Raw genomic sequence first — 14921 nt, 5'->3', positions numbered from 1 at the left:
GAGGCCAAGCCATGCTGGTCGTACGTCCCACCCGGCCGGCGGACCTGCCGGCCCTGGAGCGGCTGGCGAGCAACGCCACGCCGCGCCTGACCAACCTGCCGGCCCATCGGGACCGCCTGGAGGAGCGCATCACGCGCTCCCAGCGCGCCTTCGAGGCCGAGGTGGAGTTCCCCGGCGACGAGCACTACACCTTCGTGCTCGAGGACCAGGAGCGCGGCGAGGTGGTGGGCACCGCCACCGTGCGCGCCCAGGCCGGCGCCCGGGAGGCCTACTACACCTATCGGCAGGAGACCCTGATCCACGCCTCGCAGCAGCTCGACGTGCGCCGCGAGGTGCAGACCCTGTCGCTGTCCCACGAGGTCTCCGAGGCGAGCCTGCTGTGCGCCTACTCGCTGGATCCGCGCTATCGCGGCACCAGCGCCGAGAGCCTGCTGCGCCGGGCGCGGCTGATGTTCATCGCCCAGTACCCGGAGCGCTTCGCCGAGATCCTGGCCATGGCCTTCCCCGGCTACCTGGACGAGGGCGGCCAGTCGCCGTTCTGGAACAGCGTGGGGCGCCACTTCTTCGTGCGCGACTACCAGGAGATCAACTACGTGGCCGGGGTGCGCTCGAAGAGCTTCATCGCCGAGGTGATGCCTCAGTTCCCGCTCTACCTGGCGCTGCTGACCCCCCAGGCGCGGGCCGCCATCGGCCGCGAGCATCCGGACCACGAGTCGGCTATGGACGAGATGCTGGGCGAGGGCTTCCTGCGCTCGCGCCACGTCGACATCTTCGACGCCGGCCCGGTGATCAAGGCCGAGCGCGACCGCCTCTCGAGCTTCCGGCGCGCCGCCTGGCATCCGGTACGCATCCGCCCGGCCCACTCGCTGCCGGACGCCGAGCCGGCGATGGTCGCCAACCAGCGGCTGCACGACTTCCGCTGCGTGGTGGCGCGCTACGCGCTGTCGCCCACCGGCCAGCTGATGCTGTCGCCGGAGCACGCCGAGCAGCTCGGCGTGGAGGAGGGCCGCGCCGTGCTGGCCGCGCCGCTCGCCCTGCCGGGCGACGCGCACGACCCGGGCTACGACGAGGGAGAGCTGTGATGCGCATCCGACCCATTGCCCCGTCCGACCTGGACGAGCTGCAGGCCCTGGCCCGGGAGACCGGGGTGGGCTTCACCTCGCTGCCCGACAACCGCGACTTCCTGGCCGCCAAGATCGACACCGCGGTCAGTGCCTTCGGCCAGCAGACCCCGGCGGACCAGCGCCTCTACTTCTTCGTGCTCGAGGACGAGGCCACCGGGAGGCTGGCCGGCTGCTGCGCCATCGAGGGTCAGGTAGGCCGCGAGGTGCCCTTCTATCACTACCGGGTCGGCACCCTGGCCCATTCCTCGGTGCAGCTCGACCTGCACCGCACCATCGACACCCTGTTTTTGAGCTCGGATCACACCGGCGATGCCGAGGTGGCCTCGCTGTTCCTGCGCCCCGAGTATCGCGGCGCCGACCGCCGGGCCGAACGCAACGGCGCGCTGCTGTCGATGATGCGCTGGCTGTTCATGGCCGAGTTCCGCGACAGCTTCCCCGACAAGGTGCTGGCGGAGATGCGCGGGGTGTTCGATGCCGATGGCAAGAGCCCCTTCTGGGAGTGCCTGGGCAGCCACTTCTTCCCCATGGACTTCAATGAAGCGGACAGACTGACGGGGCTGGGCCAGAAGAGCTTCATCGGCGAGCTGATGCCCAAGTTCCCGATCTACACCCCCTTCCTCTCCGAGGAGGCCCGGGCCTGCATCGGCCAGGTCCACGAGCACACCCGCCCGGCGCTGGCGATGCTCAAGAAGGAGGGCCTGCGCTGGGAGGGCTTCATCGACATCTTCGACGGTGGCCCCACCGTGGAAGCCTATGTCGACGACGTGCGCGGCGTGCGCCTGTCGCGGACCTGCCGGGTGGAGGTCAAGGCCGGCGAGCTTGCCCAGGCCGAGCGGCCGCGCTGGCTGGCCGCCACCACCTCCATGGCCGGGTTTCGCGCGGCCTGGCTGGGGCGTGGCCCCGACGACGATGGCGTGGTGACCCTGAGCGAGGCCGAGGCGGCGCGTCTCGAGGTCGGCTCCGGCGACACCCTGCGCATTCTGGATAGCGACGAGGAGGCATGATGAAGGCGATGCAACGGCTGCTGATCGGCGGCCACTGGCAGGACGGCGAGGCCGCGGGCTTCGCCAAGCGGGACCCGGTCTCGGGCGAGACGCTGTGGCAGGGTCAGGCCGCCTCCGAGGCCCAGGTGGGCGTCGCCGTCGACGCCGCCCGTGCTGCCTTCCCGGGCTGGGCGCGTCAATCCTTCGAGGCGCGCCAGGCCGTGGTCGAACGCTTCCGCGAGGTGCTGGAAGGCCACCGCGAGGACCTGGCCACGGCGATCGCCGCCGAGACCGGCAAGCCGCTGTGGGAGGCGCGCACCGAGGTGGGCGCGATGATCGGCAAGGTGGCGATCTCGATCCGCGCCTATCAGGAGCGCACCGGCGAGCGCGAGCGCGACCTGGGCGACGCCCGGGCCGTGCTGCGCCACCGGCCCCACGGCGTGATGGCGGTGTTCGGGCCCTACAACTTCCCCGGCCACCTGCCCAACGGGCACATGGTGCCGGCGCTGCTGGCCGGCAACACCGTGGTCTTCAAGCCCAGCGAGCAGACCCCGCTGACCGCCGACCTGACCCTGCAGTGCTGGCGCGAGGCCGGCCTGCCGGAGGGCGTGATCAACCTGGTGCAGGGCGCGGCCCCGGTGGGCCAGGCGCTGTCCGCCCATCCCGGCATCGACGGCCTGCTGTTCACCGGCAGCGCCAAGGTCGGCGGCCTGCTGCAGCGCCAGTTCGCCGGCCAGCTCGACAAGATCCTGGCGCTCGAGCTTGGCGGCAACAACCCGTTGGTGATCAAGGACGTGCCCGACCAGGACGCCGCCGTGCTGACCATTCTGCAGTCGGCCTTCCTGTCCGGCGGCCAGCGCTGCACCTGCGCGCGCCGGCTGATCGTGCCGGAAGGCCAGGTGGGCGACCGCCTGCTGGAGGCCCTGTCCGACGCCATCTCGCGGCTCCGCGTGGCCGGCCCGTTCAGCGAGGACGCCCCGTTCTATGGCGGTCTGGTGAGCGTGGCGGCCGCCGACGGCCTGCTGGCCGCCCAGGACGACCTCGAGGCCCGCGGCGGCACGGTGCTCGCGCGCATGCACCGCCTGGAGGAGGGCACCAGCCTGCTGTCGCCGGCGCTGATCGACGTCACCGGCCTGGAGATTCCCGACGAGGAGCACTTCGGCCCGCTGCTCAAGGTGTATCGCTACCGCGACTGGGACGAGGCGATGGCGCTGGCCAACGATACCCGCTATGGCCTCTCCGCCGGGCTGATCGGCGGCGAGCGCGAGGACTGGGACGACTTCCTGCTGCGCATCCGCGCCGGCATCGTCAACTGGAACCGCCAGACCACCGGCGCCTCCGGCGACGCGCCCTTCGGCGGGGTGGGCGACAGCGGCAACCATCGCCCCAGCGCCTACTATGCGGCCGATTACTGCGCCTATCCCGTGGCCTCCATGGAGAGCGAGGCGCTGAGCCTGCCCGATAAGCTGCCGCCGGGGGTGCACCTATGACGAACGTTTGCGAGGTCAACTTCGACGGCCTGGTAGGCCCGACCCACAACTACTCGGGACTGGCCCACGGCAACGTGGCCTCGATGAGCCACGAGGGGCTGGTGGCCAATCCCCGCGAGGCCGCCCTGCAGGGCCTCGAGAAGATGAAGTCGCTGATGGACGCCGGCTACGCCCAGGGCGTGCTGCCGCCCCAGCAGCGTCCGGACCTCGGCGCCCTGCGGGCGCTGGGCTTCACCGGCAGCGATGCCCGGGTGCTGGCCGGGGCCGCCGAACAGGCCCCCCAGGTGCTGCGCGCGGTGTGCTCGGCCTCCAGCATGTGGACCGCCAACGCCGCCACGGTGACGCCCAGCGTCGATGCCCCGGACCGCCGGGTCCACTTCACGCCGGCCAACCTGCAGTCGAGCTTCCATCGCTACCTTGAGCCGGCTACCACCGGCCGGGTGCTGGCGTCGATGTTCCGCGACGAGCGCTTCTTCGCCCATCACCCGGTGTTGCCGGCGACCCCGGCCTTCTCCGACGAGGGGGCGGCCAACCACACCCGGCTGGCCGGCGATCACGGCGAGCCCGGCGTGCACCTCTACGTCTACGGCCGCCAGGCATTCGGCGGCGATGGCGTCGCGCCCAGTCGCTTCCCGGCCCGCCAGACGCTCGAGGCCAGCCAGGCGGTGGCCCGCCAGCACGGCCTCACCGACGCCCAGACGGTGTACGCCCAGCAGCATCCCGAGGCCATCGACGCCGGCGTCTTCCACAACGACGTCATCGCCGTGGGCAACGGCCCGGTGCTGCTCTACCACGAGTACGCCTTCCGCGACGAGCAGGGCACCCTCGACGCGCTGCGCGCGAAGATGGCCACCCCGCTGATCCCGGTGCGGGTGCCGGTGGAGGCGGTGAGCCTGGACGATGCCGTGGCCTCGTACCTGTTCAACTCCCAGCTGCTCAGCAATCCGGACGGCACCATGACCCTGGTGGTGCCCGGTGAGTGCCAGGAGCGCGAGGCGGTGTGGCGCTGCCTGCAGGATCACCTGCTGGCGGGGAACAACCCCATCGCCGAGGTGGTGGTGAAGGACGTCAAGCAGTCGATGCGCAACGGCGGCGGACCCGCCTGCCTGCGGCTGCGGGTGGCGCTCTCCGAGGAGGAGCGGGCCGCGGTGTCGGGCCGTGTACTGCTCGACGACGCCCTGCACTTTGATCTCACCGCCTGGGTCGAACGCCACTACCGCGATCGTTTGGCGCCGGCCGACCTGGCCGACCCGGCGCTCGCCCATGAGACGCTCACCGCCCTGGACGAGCTGACCCGCCTGCTCAAGCTGGGCAGCGTCTACCCCTTCCAGCATTGACCGTCAGCGAACCCGATGCTCTCTCGTTGCCCCGCCTTGGCGGGGCTTTTTTTGTCCCCGCGGGCGGCTATGCTGGAAGCGATTCGCCCATCCCTCGCCGAGGAGGTCGCCGTGGCCGGAAGCAGCCTGCTGACCCTGATCGACGATATCGCCACGCTGCTCGATGACGTCACGCTGATGACCCAGGTCGCGGCCAAGAAGACCGCCGGCGTGCTGGGCGACGACCTGGCCCTCAATGCCCAGCGGGTCACCGGCGTGCACGCCGATCGTGAACTGCCGGTGGTGTGGGCGGTGGCCAAGGGCTCGCTGCGCAACAAGGCGATGCTGATCCCCGCGGCGCTCGTGATCAGCGCCTTCCTGCCGCTGCTGGTGACGGTGCTGCTGATGCTGGGCGGCGCCTACCTGTGCTTCGAGGGCGCCGAGAAGCTGGCGCACAGGTTCCTGCACGGCGAGGAGGACGAGGCGGCGCATGCGCGCCGCGTCGATGCGCTGGCCGACGAGGGCGTCGACATGCGCGAGTTCGAGCGCCGGCGCATCCAGGGGGCCATCCGTACCGATTTCATTCTCTCCGCCGAGGTCATCGTCATCACCCTGGGCAGCGTGGCCGGGGCGGCCCTGGGCCAGCAGGTCGCGGTGCTGATCGGCATCGCGGTGCTGATGACCGCCGGGGTCTATGGCCTGGTCGCCGGCATCGTCAAGCTGGACGACCTGGGGCGCTACCTGAGCCGCCGCGAGGGGGTCCAGGCCGGGCTGGGACGCGGCCTGGTCGCCGCCGCGCCCCGGCTGATGAAGCTGCTGTCGGCGCTCGGCACCCTCGCCATGTTCCTGGTTGGCGGCGGCATCCTCGCCCATGGCGTGCCGCTCCTGCATCGCCTCGCCGAGGGGGTGGCCGAGGTGGAGCTGGCCGTACCGGGCCTCGATGCCATCGTCCACGGCCTGGGGCCGATGCTGCTCAATCTCGGCATCGGGCTGGTGGTCGGCGCGCTGGTACTGGGGGCGGTGACGCTGGTCCAGACGCGGCGGCGCGGTTGATCGCCGGCTCGCTGCCGGGGCCGCCCTGCTATGATGGCGGCGAGAACGGCAAGGGAGAGGCAATGTGACGGGGTGGGTCTACTGGCTGGACATGGCGGGGGTGATTGTCTTCGCGCTTTCGGGGGTGATACTCGCCTGTCGCTCGCGAATGGATCCCTTCGGCATGCTGGTGCTGGCCGCGGTGACCGGCATCGGCGGCGGCACCCTGCGCGACCTGGTGCTCGGCGTGCGCCCGGTGTTTTGGGTCAGCGACCCCGCCTACCTGTGGGTGATCCTGACCACGGTGGCGCTGTCGATCCTCGGCTTCCACTACATCCATCGCCTGTCGCGAATCTTCCTGCCGGTGGCCGATGCCTTCGGCCTGGCGCTGTTCACGGTGATCGGCACCCTCAAGGCACTGAGCCTGGAGACCCCGGGCGTGGTGGCGGTGCTGATGGGGCTTTTGACCGGGGTGGCCGGCGGCATGATACGCGACGTGCTGGCGCGGCGGGTGCCCATGGTGCTGCGCCAGGAGATCTATGCCACCGCCTCGATCGCCGGCGGGGTGGTGCTGGTCGGCCTGGAGGCCCTGGGTGCGCCCTTCGCCGTGACCGTGGCCGCGTCCCTGGCGACCACCCTGGCCCTGCGGCTGTCGGCCATCCACTGGCACCTGGCGCTGCCGGTCTTCGCCTGGGTGACGGTGGCGCGACCCGCGCCGCCTCCGCCCGCCGGTGAGGAGGCCGCGCCGCCGCGTCGCCCCAAGGTGCGGGTCAAGCTGATCCCCCCGGAACGCTCGCGTCGCCGCAGGAGGTCGCCATGAGCGCTTGCCGAGGCCGCGCCTGGTGGCTGGGCTGGGTGCTGCCGATCCTGCTCCTGCTGGCGGGCTGCGCCCTCGGCCCGTCGTCGGCCCCGCCGTCGGATCGGGCGGTGGCCGAGGAGATCCGCGTCACCTATGAGCGGGCCTTGCCGACCCTGCCGACGGGCAAGCAACGCCACTATGCCCAGCGGCTCTACCGCATCACCGGCGCGTCGCGCTACCTGCCGCTCAACCGCGCCTATGGCAAACGACTGGTCGAGGAACTGCGCGGCGAGATCGCAGGCCTGGCCACGCCCGGCCACGTGGCGCGGCGCGCCCGGGCGATGCTCGACGCCTATCCGCAGCGCACCGAGAAGCAGCGGCGCCGCAAGCGCATGCTCGCCGACTGGCAGGAGATCCTCTATGCCAAGGGGCTGGCCTTCGACCTGACCCAGGCGCACTATCACGGCCTGCTCGACGAGCGTGTGCTGCCGGGTCATCGGCGGGCCCTGGAATACCTCGCAGGGGTCGACTTCGCGGCCTTCCTGACCGATCCACGGGTGCTCGACGTCTATGCCGCCCAGGTGGCCAACCTGGTCTACTACCTGCATGACCTGGGCGTGGCGGACCTGCGCGACGAGACCATCGCCGCCTTCCGCGATCGCTTTCCGCCGTCCCGGGACGGCGCGCTGGACCGGGCGCTGTTCCGCAACAAGATCTATGGCATGACCCACTTCGTGATCGCCGCCAGCGACTACTACCAGCGCCCGGTGTCCGCGGACGAGTTCGCCTGGATCCTCGACTACTTCACCGCCCGGCTGGGGCGGATCCTTGCCGACACCAAGGAAGACATCTACACCGAGGTGGGCATCGCCTTCCTGCTGGCCGGACGCGACGACTCGCCGGCGCTGCGGCGCCTGCGCGACGCCCTGATCGCGGCCTACGACCCGCGGGCCGGCATGGTCCCGTCGGAGTCGGGGGGCACCGACCTGGCGCGCGGCGAGCATCGCAACGTGCTGGCGATCATGCTGCTGGACTGGCCCGACCGGCTGTATCCCGGCCCGCGCCTGGCACCCGTTCAGGACGAGGTCGCGACGGCCCGCTGGGGCATGGCCCCGTCCAGCTGTGGCGCCAGCGTCGCCATGATGTGCCGGTAGAGCGGCATCAGCTCGCGGTTCATCTCCGCCTCGACGCGGCGCTGGTCGATGTAGAAGGCGTTGCGCCTGCCGTGGAACTCGAGGGTCTCGCCGACCCGGGTGAAGTGGAACCCCGACATCCGCAACAGGCGCGGCAGGCGCGGCTCCATCATGGCGAAGGCATGGGGTCGGTTCGACAGCCCCAGCAGGGCATAGGTGGCCAGGAACAGGCCGATCACGATCAGCGGGAAGGTCTCGCGTTCCTCGGCGCTGAAGGGGTGGCGGTGGCGGACGAGGCTGTCGATCTCGTCGGTCGTCGAGTGCTTGCGAAACAGCGGCGAGATCGCCAACCGCGAGATCTCGCATACCTGGTCGTGGCACAGCCGGGCCGGGTGCAGGCTCTCGTGGGTCAGGCTATCGGCGCCGTGTTCCTGCAGGGGCAGCCGGCAGTCGTGGGCCTCGGGGCCGGCATCGGGCAGCACCAGGCGCATGCAGCCGGCGGCGAGGCCGCTGTCCTTGTGCTCGATCAGGCACAGGATGGAGCGCTCGTCGTAGGCGTCGAATTCCAGGTGATGCCGGGCATCCGCCGGGGCCTCGAAGCCCAGCTCCTCGCAGTAGATGTCGTAGCGCAGTCGGAAGATGCGGCGACGGGTCTCGTCATCCTCGGCGAGCCGGAAGGTGAACTCTTCGCGAAAGCGGGCATACAGCTCGGGCGCGATACGCAGCCGGCGCCGGGATTCCTGCGAGGTGGGCGAAGTCATGGCGGGACGTCCCTGGTTCGATGAGCGTGGGTTGAGGTCCATGGGTCAGGGCTCGGCATCGAAGATGACGTCGAGCGGCTGGGGCCTGCCGAGATGGAAGCCCTGGCCGTAGGCGATGCCGTAGGCGGTCAGCAGCGGTAGCACCTTGTCGTTGTCGACGAACTCGGCGATGGCCTGCTTGCCGAAGCCGGCGGCGATGTCGGCGATGGCCTTGACGATGACCCGGTTGTCCGCGCTCAGCGCCAGGCTGCGGATGAAGGAGCCGTCGATCTTGATGTAGTCAACCGGCAGCTGCCCCAGGTAGTGGAAGCTGCTGAAGCCCACGCCGAAGTCGTCCAGGGCGGTACGGCAGCCCAGGTCGCGCATCGACTGCAGCACGCCGCGGGCGGTCGAGAAGTCGGTGACGGCGGCGGTCTCGGTGACCTCGAGGATCAGGTGGTGGGGGTCGGCGCCGCTGTTGGCCAGCTCGTCGGCCAGGAACTGCTCGAGCCCCTTGTCGTGCAGCGACTGCCCCGACAGGTTGACCGACAGGCTGATGCCCTGCTCCTGGACCCGACGCAGGGCCTTGAGGCTGTGGTGCAGCACCCAGCGGTCCAGCTCGACGATCATGCCGTTGCGCTCGGCCACCGGGATGAAGTGAGCGGGAGAGGCCAGGCGGCCGTCCTCCTCGCGCATGCGGATCAATACCTCGTAGTGCTTCACGTCCTGGTCGGCGAGTCGCACGATGGGCTGCACCATCAGCGCGAAGCCATCCTCCTGCAGCGCCTTGCGCAGCCGCTCGCCCCAGTAGACCCGCTCCTGCAGCTCGCTCTTGGCGCTCTCCAGGGTCGACAGCAGGTGCCAGCGCTGGGGGCCGTGTTCCTTGGCCTTGTACATGGCGACATCGGCGCTGGCCATCAGGTCGGCGGGGCTCTCGCCGTGGATGGGGTACTGGGCGATGCCGATGCTGGCCACCACCCGGTGGCGACGACCGCCGGCGCGGAAATGCAGGCTGTCGAGCAGCTGGTTGCACTGCTGGGCGATGCCGATCGCCTGGTCGGCGTCGGTGTGCTCCAGCAGGATCGCGAACTCGTCGCCGCCCAGGCGCGCGATATGGCCGCGATGCCCCAGGTGGAGGCGCAGCACCTCGGCAACCTCACGCAGCAGCTTGTCGCCGGCATGATGCCCGCTGAGCTCGTTGACCTCCTTGAACTGGTCGAGGTCCAGCAGCAGCAGCGCCCCCTGGCCGCCTCGCTGCAGGGCGCCCTCGATGGTCTCCTGGAAATAGCGGCGGTTGTAGAGCTCGGTGAGCGGGTCGCGTTCGGCCAGCCAGGTCAGCCGCCCTTCGGCGGCCTTGCGCTCGGTGATGTCGAGCCCCACTGAGATCCACGCCATGCCGCTATCGCCGCCGCCGGGCAGCGGCGCGTGGTACCAGGCGATGGTCAGCACCTGGCCCTCGGGGGTGAGCAGGGTGCGCTCTTCCTGTTCGGCCGTCCTGGCCTCCGCCACCGGCGATTGGCCGGGCAGGGTGAAGATGTCGTCGAAGCGGCGGCCGATCAGGGTCGCCTCCTCGACCTTGAGCATCGACAGCGCATAGGCGTTGACCAGGTCGATGCGTCCCATGCCGTCCAGGGCGATGATGAAGACCCGCGCAGTATCGAGCAGCCCGCCGACGAAGTCGCGTTCCTTGGCCAGTTCCTCGACCCGTTCGGCGAGCTGTTCGCCGCGGGCCTGGACCTCTTCCTCTAGCACCTCGAGCTGTCGGGAGAGTTCGATGGTGGTGCCTTCGAGGACGTCGATCTCGTTCGGCCAGCGCGGGGTCGAGGCGGGGATGGTGCGTCGGGCCTCGGCGAAGCCGCCCCGGGCCAGGGCCGGCAGCACGCCGGCGACGCGACGCAGGCGGGCCATGGGGCCGAGCAGGATGACCAGCAGCAGTAGCTCGGCGGCGAGCCAGCCGGCCACCCCCGCCCCCAGCAGGGTACGGGTATCGTGACTGATGGACTGGACCTGGGCGGTGATGTCGGAGATCAGCAGGAAATAGCCGCCGCCCGGACGATCCTGCTGCTCTGCCACGCGAATCGCCGAGAGCTCCTCCAGGCGGTCGCCGTGGCGCAGGCTCAGGGGAGCCTCGGTGAGCGCCTCCAGGGAGGTGCGCTCGGCGGCCCGTTGCAGCAGCGGCAGGCCCAGGTCCTGCTGGGTCAGGGCCAGCAGCCGGCTTTGCCAGGCCGGCAGGCGTTGGGTCGTCGGCTGGGCAGGCTCGTCGCCATTCGAGCCGGTGACCAGCAGGGCGATCTCGCTGCCGGAGACCGACTTGGTCTGACGGATGACATCGGCCAGCGAGCGCGACAGCAGGACCAGCCCCACGCTGCTGCCCTCCACCAGCACCGGCACGGCGGCATACTGCCGACAGCCGGTGGCGCAGCGCAGGGTGGTGAAGGGCATCTCGCTGCTCAGGACGCGCCTGGCCCAGGTCTGGACGGGCTGCGGGCTGGTCTGGCGCTGGCCCCAGCTCGCCAGGGTGGCGCCCTGGCGATCCAGGATCTGAACCTCGTCGATGCCCGAATCCAGCTGCAGGGTCGGCCACTGAGGGGCCAGGGAGGCCTGGACGGCTCCCTCGTCTCGGGCCTGCAGGGCGGGGCCGAGCCCCGGAGAGGCCGCGGTCAGGCTGGCGAGCTGGCGCAGACCCTCCTCGGAGCGCTGCAGGGCCAGTTGCACCTCGCGCTGCTGGCGGGCGTGGTGTTGCATGCGGCCTTCCTGGAACTGGCGGGTCAGGTTGCTATGACCCAGCCAGGTGAACAGCGACACCAGCACCAGCAGCAGCAGGCTGCTGAGCGCGACCACGCGCCAGGTCAGGCTCAAGGAGCGATGATTCCGGAACAGCGTCGTGAAGGACATGTCTCCGATTCCTCGGGGTTGGGCAACAGGCTCGGAGACGGCCTAGAAGCGCAGCGACATCTGGAACAGCAGCATGTTCCAGTCCTCGACGGTGTCGGCGGGATCCGGGTTGTCGCGGGCCGGTAGCCAGCCGGTGCCTTCGACGATGTGGTACTCGCCGGCGAGCAGCACCCTGGGGTGGGGGGTCCACTGCAGTCCGAAGGTCCAGTCCTTGGCGAACTGCGAGTGAGCGGGCAGGGCGCCGCCGGTGTTGCGCTCGAACGCCGAGCCGTCCCGATCGTCGCGGTTGGCCACCAGGCTGTCGTAACGCACCAGCCACTGCCAGTCGTCGTGGAAGCGGCGGGTGTACTGCAGGTACCAGCTCTCGCCGGTGGTGTCGAAATTGAAGCGGGGATCGTTGAAGTCTTCCATCCCCGAGCGGCGCAGCGCGTATTCGCCCGTGAGGCTCCACAGTTCGGCGTTGTACTGCAGCGACAGCACCCAGGGCCGGAAGTAGAAGTCGCCGTCGCTGAGCCCGGGCTGGCGCGAGTCGAAATGGGCGCCGACATCGGCGGTGCTCAGGGCCGCGACGATGCGGCCCCCGTCGTGCTCGTAGCGGACCTGGCCGATGGCGGAGGTCTGCGGTTCGAGGTCGCCGGGGATCTGATCGAGTCGCAGGGTGCGGCGCAGGTCGTCACCGGCCTGGACGCGCCCCAGGCCGGCCTGGAAGCGCAGCGAGCCCTGCGGCAGGCGTTCCTCGTAGTAGCCCAGCACGCCATCGGCGGACAGGGCCAGTGAGCGGGTACGATCGAAGTAGATCGACTGGGGCAGCAGGATGCTGGGGCGAGTGAAGGCCACGTCCCGGGTCTGGTTGTAGAAGCCGAAGGGGTTCTTGAAGCGCCCCAGCTGCACCCCGTAATTGCGCTGCTGGCTCGACTGGATCTGGTAGTCGATCAGCCCGTAGTCCAGCTCCGGGCCGGCATCGCTGGCGTCGCCCCCGGCCCGACGGCTCAGCACCTGGGCCGCGATCAGCACGTCCTCGTGGGGGCGCAGGGAGACGTTGGCCCCCACCTCGGTGAACTTCAGGCTGCCGCCGCTATCGCTGCTGGGGCCGAAGAAGTCGTTGTGGTCGGTGATCACCAGCGCCTGGCTCAGGAAGCCGTGGAGCTGCAGCGTATCGAGCACGCCGCCCTCGTCCGCGTATGCCTGGGGGAAGGCGGTCAGGGACAGCGCGCCCAGGAGCAGGACATGGCGCGACTTACTCCATGGTAATGACTTGGACGCGGTCATCCACATACTCCCTTTCCAGGTAGCCCAGGGCGCCGGGGGTGGCGGCGAGCTGCTCGAGCATCTCGTCCTGGCTGAGGACACGATCGGGGGCCTGTCCGGTGCCCGAGAACACCATCCTGTCCCAGGCGAGCTGCAGTTGGTGGGGATAGACGGAGAGGCGTTGCTTGACGAATCGGGCATGGACGGGGTGACGGTTGGGTAAGACGAAGATGCGGGCGGCCTGACCATCGGGCCAGGTGCGCTGGCGCATGGCGAACAGCGCTCGGGTGGTATCGCGGGTCAGGCGTTGGGTCTCGACCTCGGCATTGGCCACCAGCAGCACCGATGGCTCGTCGGCCCATGCCGAGGGGCACAGGCCGAGCAGCAGCGACAGCCACAGGGCGCGAGCCAGACGACGCATCATCGAGCCCCCCCGGCGGGGCATGCCCCGCCGTCGCCTCGCTCGGCCGGGCCTAGGCGGCCCGCCGGGAGGCGGTTCCATGACCGGGCTGTCGGCAGCGGCAAGCGGAAGGGGGCGATAGCGCTGTCTCCCTGCGGCCCTGTCGGGGCGTCGTTGTTATCGAGGCGTCGGGGTCGATCGTACCCGCGCGGGCTGTCGAGCGAATATGTCGGCACAGCTTACCCTCATTCACTATATAACGGGAAGGCAATGAAAGGTATGCGCATGGCGATCTCCTGCCGGCCGGTCAGCTGTAGACGGCGAAACTGGCCGCATTCAGCCACAGGTGTACGGCCACGCTGGCGGCATAGCCCAGGGCGATCACCGGCATCCAGCGCAGGTGCCCCATGAAGGTATAGCTGCCCCGGGCCTGGCCCATCACCGCCACGCCGGCCGCCGAGCCCACCGACAGCAGGCTGCCGCCGACCCCGGCGGTCAGGGTGATCAGCAGCCAGTGGCCATGGGACATCTCCGGCTCCATGGTCAGCACCGCGAACATCACCGGGATGTTGTCGACCACCGCCGAGACGACGCCCAGCACGATGTTGGCGCCGGTGGCGTTCCAGCCGGTGTAGAGCGCATCGGACAGCAGCGCGAGGTAGCCCATGAAGCCCAGGCCGCCCACGCACATCACCACGCCGTAGAAGAACAGCAGGGTGTCCCACTCGGCCCGGGCCACCCGCTTGTAGACGTCGAAGGGCACCACGCTGCCCAGCTGCTCGAGCATCTTCCAGTCGCCGCGCTGGGTGTAGAGGGTGCGCTTGCGCTCCAGCGAGCGTGGCAGGGTCTGGCGCAGGTAGTAGCCGAAGAACTGGAGGTAGCCCAGGCCGGTCATCATGCCCAGCACCGGCGGCAGGTGGAGCAGGGTATGGCAGGCCACCGCGGTGGCCACGGTGAGCAGGAACAGGCCGATGATGCGCCGGGCCCCGCGCTTGAGGGTGATGTCGTCCTCGAGGCTCCCCGGCACGCGGTTCTTGATGAAGGCGCTCATCACCACGGCGGGAATCAGGAAGTTCACCAGCGACGGCACCAGCAGGGCGAAGAACTCCTGGAAATGCACGATGCCGGCCTGCCACACCATCAGGGTGGTGATGTCGCCGAAGGGGCTGAAGGCCCCACCGGCGTTGGCCGCCACCACGATGTTGATGCAGGCCAGGTTGATGAACCGCTTGTCGCCCTCGGCCACCTTGGTCACCACGGCGCACATCAGCAGTGCCGTGGTCAGGTTGTCGGCCACCGGCGAGATCAAAAACGACAGCACGCCGGTCATCCAGAACAGGGTCCGGTAGCTGAAGCCCTTGCGCACCATCCAGGCGCGCAGCGCGTCGAAGACCCGGCGCTCATCCATGGCATTGATGTAGGTCATCGCCACCAGCAGGAACAGCATGAGCTCGGTGAACTCGAGCAGGGTGATGCGGAAGGCATGTTCCGACTCGCTCGGCATGCCGGACTGCACGTAGACCCAGCCGATCAGGCCCCAGATGATGCCGGCCGCCACCAGCACCGGCTTGGACTTGCGCATGTGCAGCTTCTCTTCGGCCATGACCAGCGCATAGGCCAGCACGAAGATCACCACCGCCAGGCCGCCGACGAAGGACTGGGTCAGGTCGAGCGAGCCGGTGGCGGCGACGGCCGGCGTGGCGGCCAGCATCGCGAGGAGGAATACCAGAACCAGAGGGCGAAGGCCGAATCGTCCCGTGT

12 protein-coding genes are annotated in these 14921 nt (G+C 69.8%); 7 read left to right on the top strand and 5 right to left on the bottom strand.

Going from position 1 to position 14921, the window contains the following annotated elements; translation table 11 throughout:
* The first annotated feature begins 11 nt into the window (after window positions 1-11).
* From ACXAFN_RS04905 to ACXAFN_RS04875, 7 genes are all read left to right on the top strand, one after another.
* Window positions 12-1082, top strand: a complete 1071-nt coding sequence (locus ACXAFN_RS04905; protein ID WP_474986695.1) for an arginine N-succinyltransferase — start codon at window positions 12-14, stop codon at window positions 1080-1082.
* Window positions 1082-2128 (top strand): arginine N-succinyltransferase, encoded by a 1047-nt coding sequence (gene astA / locus ACXAFN_RS04900; protein ID WP_474986693.1) that lies wholly within the window; start codon window positions 1082-1084, stop codon window positions 2126-2128. Before ACXAFN_RS04905 ends, astA begins: the two co-directional genes overlap by 1 nt.
* Window positions 2128-3597 (top strand): succinylglutamate-semialdehyde dehydrogenase, encoded by a 1470-nt coding sequence (gene astD, locus ACXAFN_RS04895; RefSeq protein WP_474986692.1) that lies wholly within the window; start codon window positions 2128-2130, stop codon window positions 3595-3597. The genes astA and astD overlap by 1 nt, the downstream gene beginning before the upstream one ends.
* Complete coding sequence (gene astB, locus ACXAFN_RS04890) at window positions 3594-4934, top strand: N-succinylarginine dihydrolase (protein WP_474986690.1); 1341 nt, start codon at window positions 3594-3596, stop codon at window positions 4932-4934. The genes astD and astB overlap by 4 nt, the downstream gene beginning before the upstream one ends.
* A gap of 111 nt (window positions 4935-5045) precedes the next feature.
* Window positions 5046-5966 (top strand): DUF808 domain-containing protein, encoded by a 921-nt coding sequence (locus ACXAFN_RS04885; RefSeq protein ID WP_474986688.1) that lies wholly within the window; start codon window positions 5046-5048, stop codon window positions 5964-5966.
* Between the two features lie 64 nt (window positions 5967-6030).
* Window positions 6031-6765 (top strand): trimeric intracellular cation channel family protein, encoded by a 735-nt coding sequence (locus ACXAFN_RS04880; protein ID WP_474986687.1) that lies wholly within the window; start codon window positions 6031-6033, stop codon window positions 6763-6765.
* Window positions 6762-7898 carry a DUF3541 domain-containing protein gene (locus ACXAFN_RS04875; protein ID WP_474986686.1) on the top strand — a complete coding sequence of 379 codons (1137 nt, stop codon included), beginning with the start codon at window positions 6762-6764 and terminating at the stop codon, window positions 7896-7898. Before ACXAFN_RS04880 ends, ACXAFN_RS04875 begins: the two co-directional genes overlap by 4 nt.
* Here the strand turns inward: ACXAFN_RS04875 and ACXAFN_RS04870 are convergent.
* From ACXAFN_RS04870 to nhaD, 5 genes are all read right to left on the bottom strand, one after another.
* Complete coding sequence (locus ACXAFN_RS04870) at window positions 7820-8638, bottom strand: PEP-CTERM/exosortase system-associated acyltransferase (protein WP_474986684.1); 819 nt, start codon at window positions 8636-8638, stop codon at window positions 7820-7822. The two genes, ACXAFN_RS04875 and ACXAFN_RS04870, sit on opposite strands and share 79 nt — an antisense overlap.
* 45 nt (window positions 8639-8683) lie before the next feature.
* Window positions 8684-11512 (bottom strand): bifunctional diguanylate cyclase/phosphodiesterase, encoded by a 2829-nt coding sequence (locus ACXAFN_RS04865; RefSeq protein WP_474986682.1) that lies wholly within the window; start codon window positions 11510-11512, stop codon window positions 8684-8686.
* A 42-nt stretch (window positions 11513-11554) separates the two neighbouring features.
* Entirely contained in the window at window positions 11555-12781 is a 1227-nt protein-coding gene (locus tag ACXAFN_RS04860) for a hypothetical protein (RefSeq protein WP_474986681.1), read from the bottom strand.
* Complete coding sequence (locus ACXAFN_RS04855; protein WP_474986680.1) at window positions 12750-13184, bottom strand: hypothetical protein; 435 nt, start codon at window positions 13182-13184, stop codon at window positions 12750-12752. Before ACXAFN_RS04855 ends, ACXAFN_RS04860 begins: the two co-directional genes overlap by 32 nt.
* 283 nt (window positions 13185-13467) lie before the next feature.
* The gene (gene nhaD, locus ACXAFN_RS04850; RefSeq protein ID WP_474986679.1) at window positions 13468-14871 is read right to left on the bottom strand and encodes a sodium:proton antiporter NhaD; all 1404 of its coding nucleotides are present in this window, start codon (window positions 14869-14871) and stop codon (window positions 13468-13470) included.
* Window positions 14872-14921: the final 50 nt, after the last annotated feature.

This window comes from Halomonas sp. ABH4_019, assembly GCF_056159885.1.
The sequence above is the reverse complement of the archived record's forward strand: the minus strand, read 5'-3'. Positions and strand labels throughout refer to the sequence as shown.

What these genes read in the sequence shown, in the direction of transcription:
- ACXAFN_RS04870 (WP_474986684.1), bottom strand. Translation starts at nt 8,638, where the DNA reads ATGACTTCGCCCACCTCGCAGGAATCCCGGCGCCGGCTGCGTATCGCG.
- nhaD (WP_474986679.1), bottom strand. Translation starts at nt 14,871, where the DNA reads ATGCTGGCCGCCACGCCGGCCGTCGCCGCCACCGGCTCGCTCGACCTG.
- ACXAFN_RS04875 (WP_474986686.1), top strand. Translation starts at nt 6,762, where the DNA reads ATGAGCGCTTGCCGAGGCCGCGCCTGGTGGCTGGGCTGGGTGCTGCCG.
- ACXAFN_RS04865 (WP_474986682.1), bottom strand. Translation starts at nt 11,512, where the DNA reads ATGTCCTTCACGACGCTGTTCCGGAATCATCGCTCCTTGAGCCTGACC.
- astD (WP_474986692.1), top strand. Translation starts at nt 2,128, where the DNA reads ATGAAGGCGATGCAACGGCTGCTGATCGGCGGCCACTGGCAGGACGGC.
- astB (WP_474986690.1), top strand. Translation starts at nt 3,594, where the DNA reads ATGACGAACGTTTGCGAGGTCAACTTCGACGGCCTGGTAGGCCCGACC.
- ACXAFN_RS04855 (WP_474986680.1), bottom strand. Translation starts at nt 13,184, where the DNA reads ATGATGCGTCGTCTGGCTCGCGCCCTGTGGCTGTCGCTGCTGCTCGGC.
- astA (WP_474986693.1), top strand. Translation starts at nt 1,082, where the DNA reads ATGCGCATCCGACCCATTGCCCCGTCCGACCTGGACGAGCTGCAGGCC.
- ACXAFN_RS04860 (WP_474986681.1), bottom strand. Translation starts at nt 12,781, where the DNA reads ATGACCGCGTCCAAGTCATTACCATGGAGTAAGTCGCGCCATGTCCTG.
- ACXAFN_RS04905 (WP_474986695.1), top strand. Translation starts at nt 12, where the DNA reads ATGCTGGTCGTACGTCCCACCCGGCCGGCGGACCTGCCGGCCCTGGAG.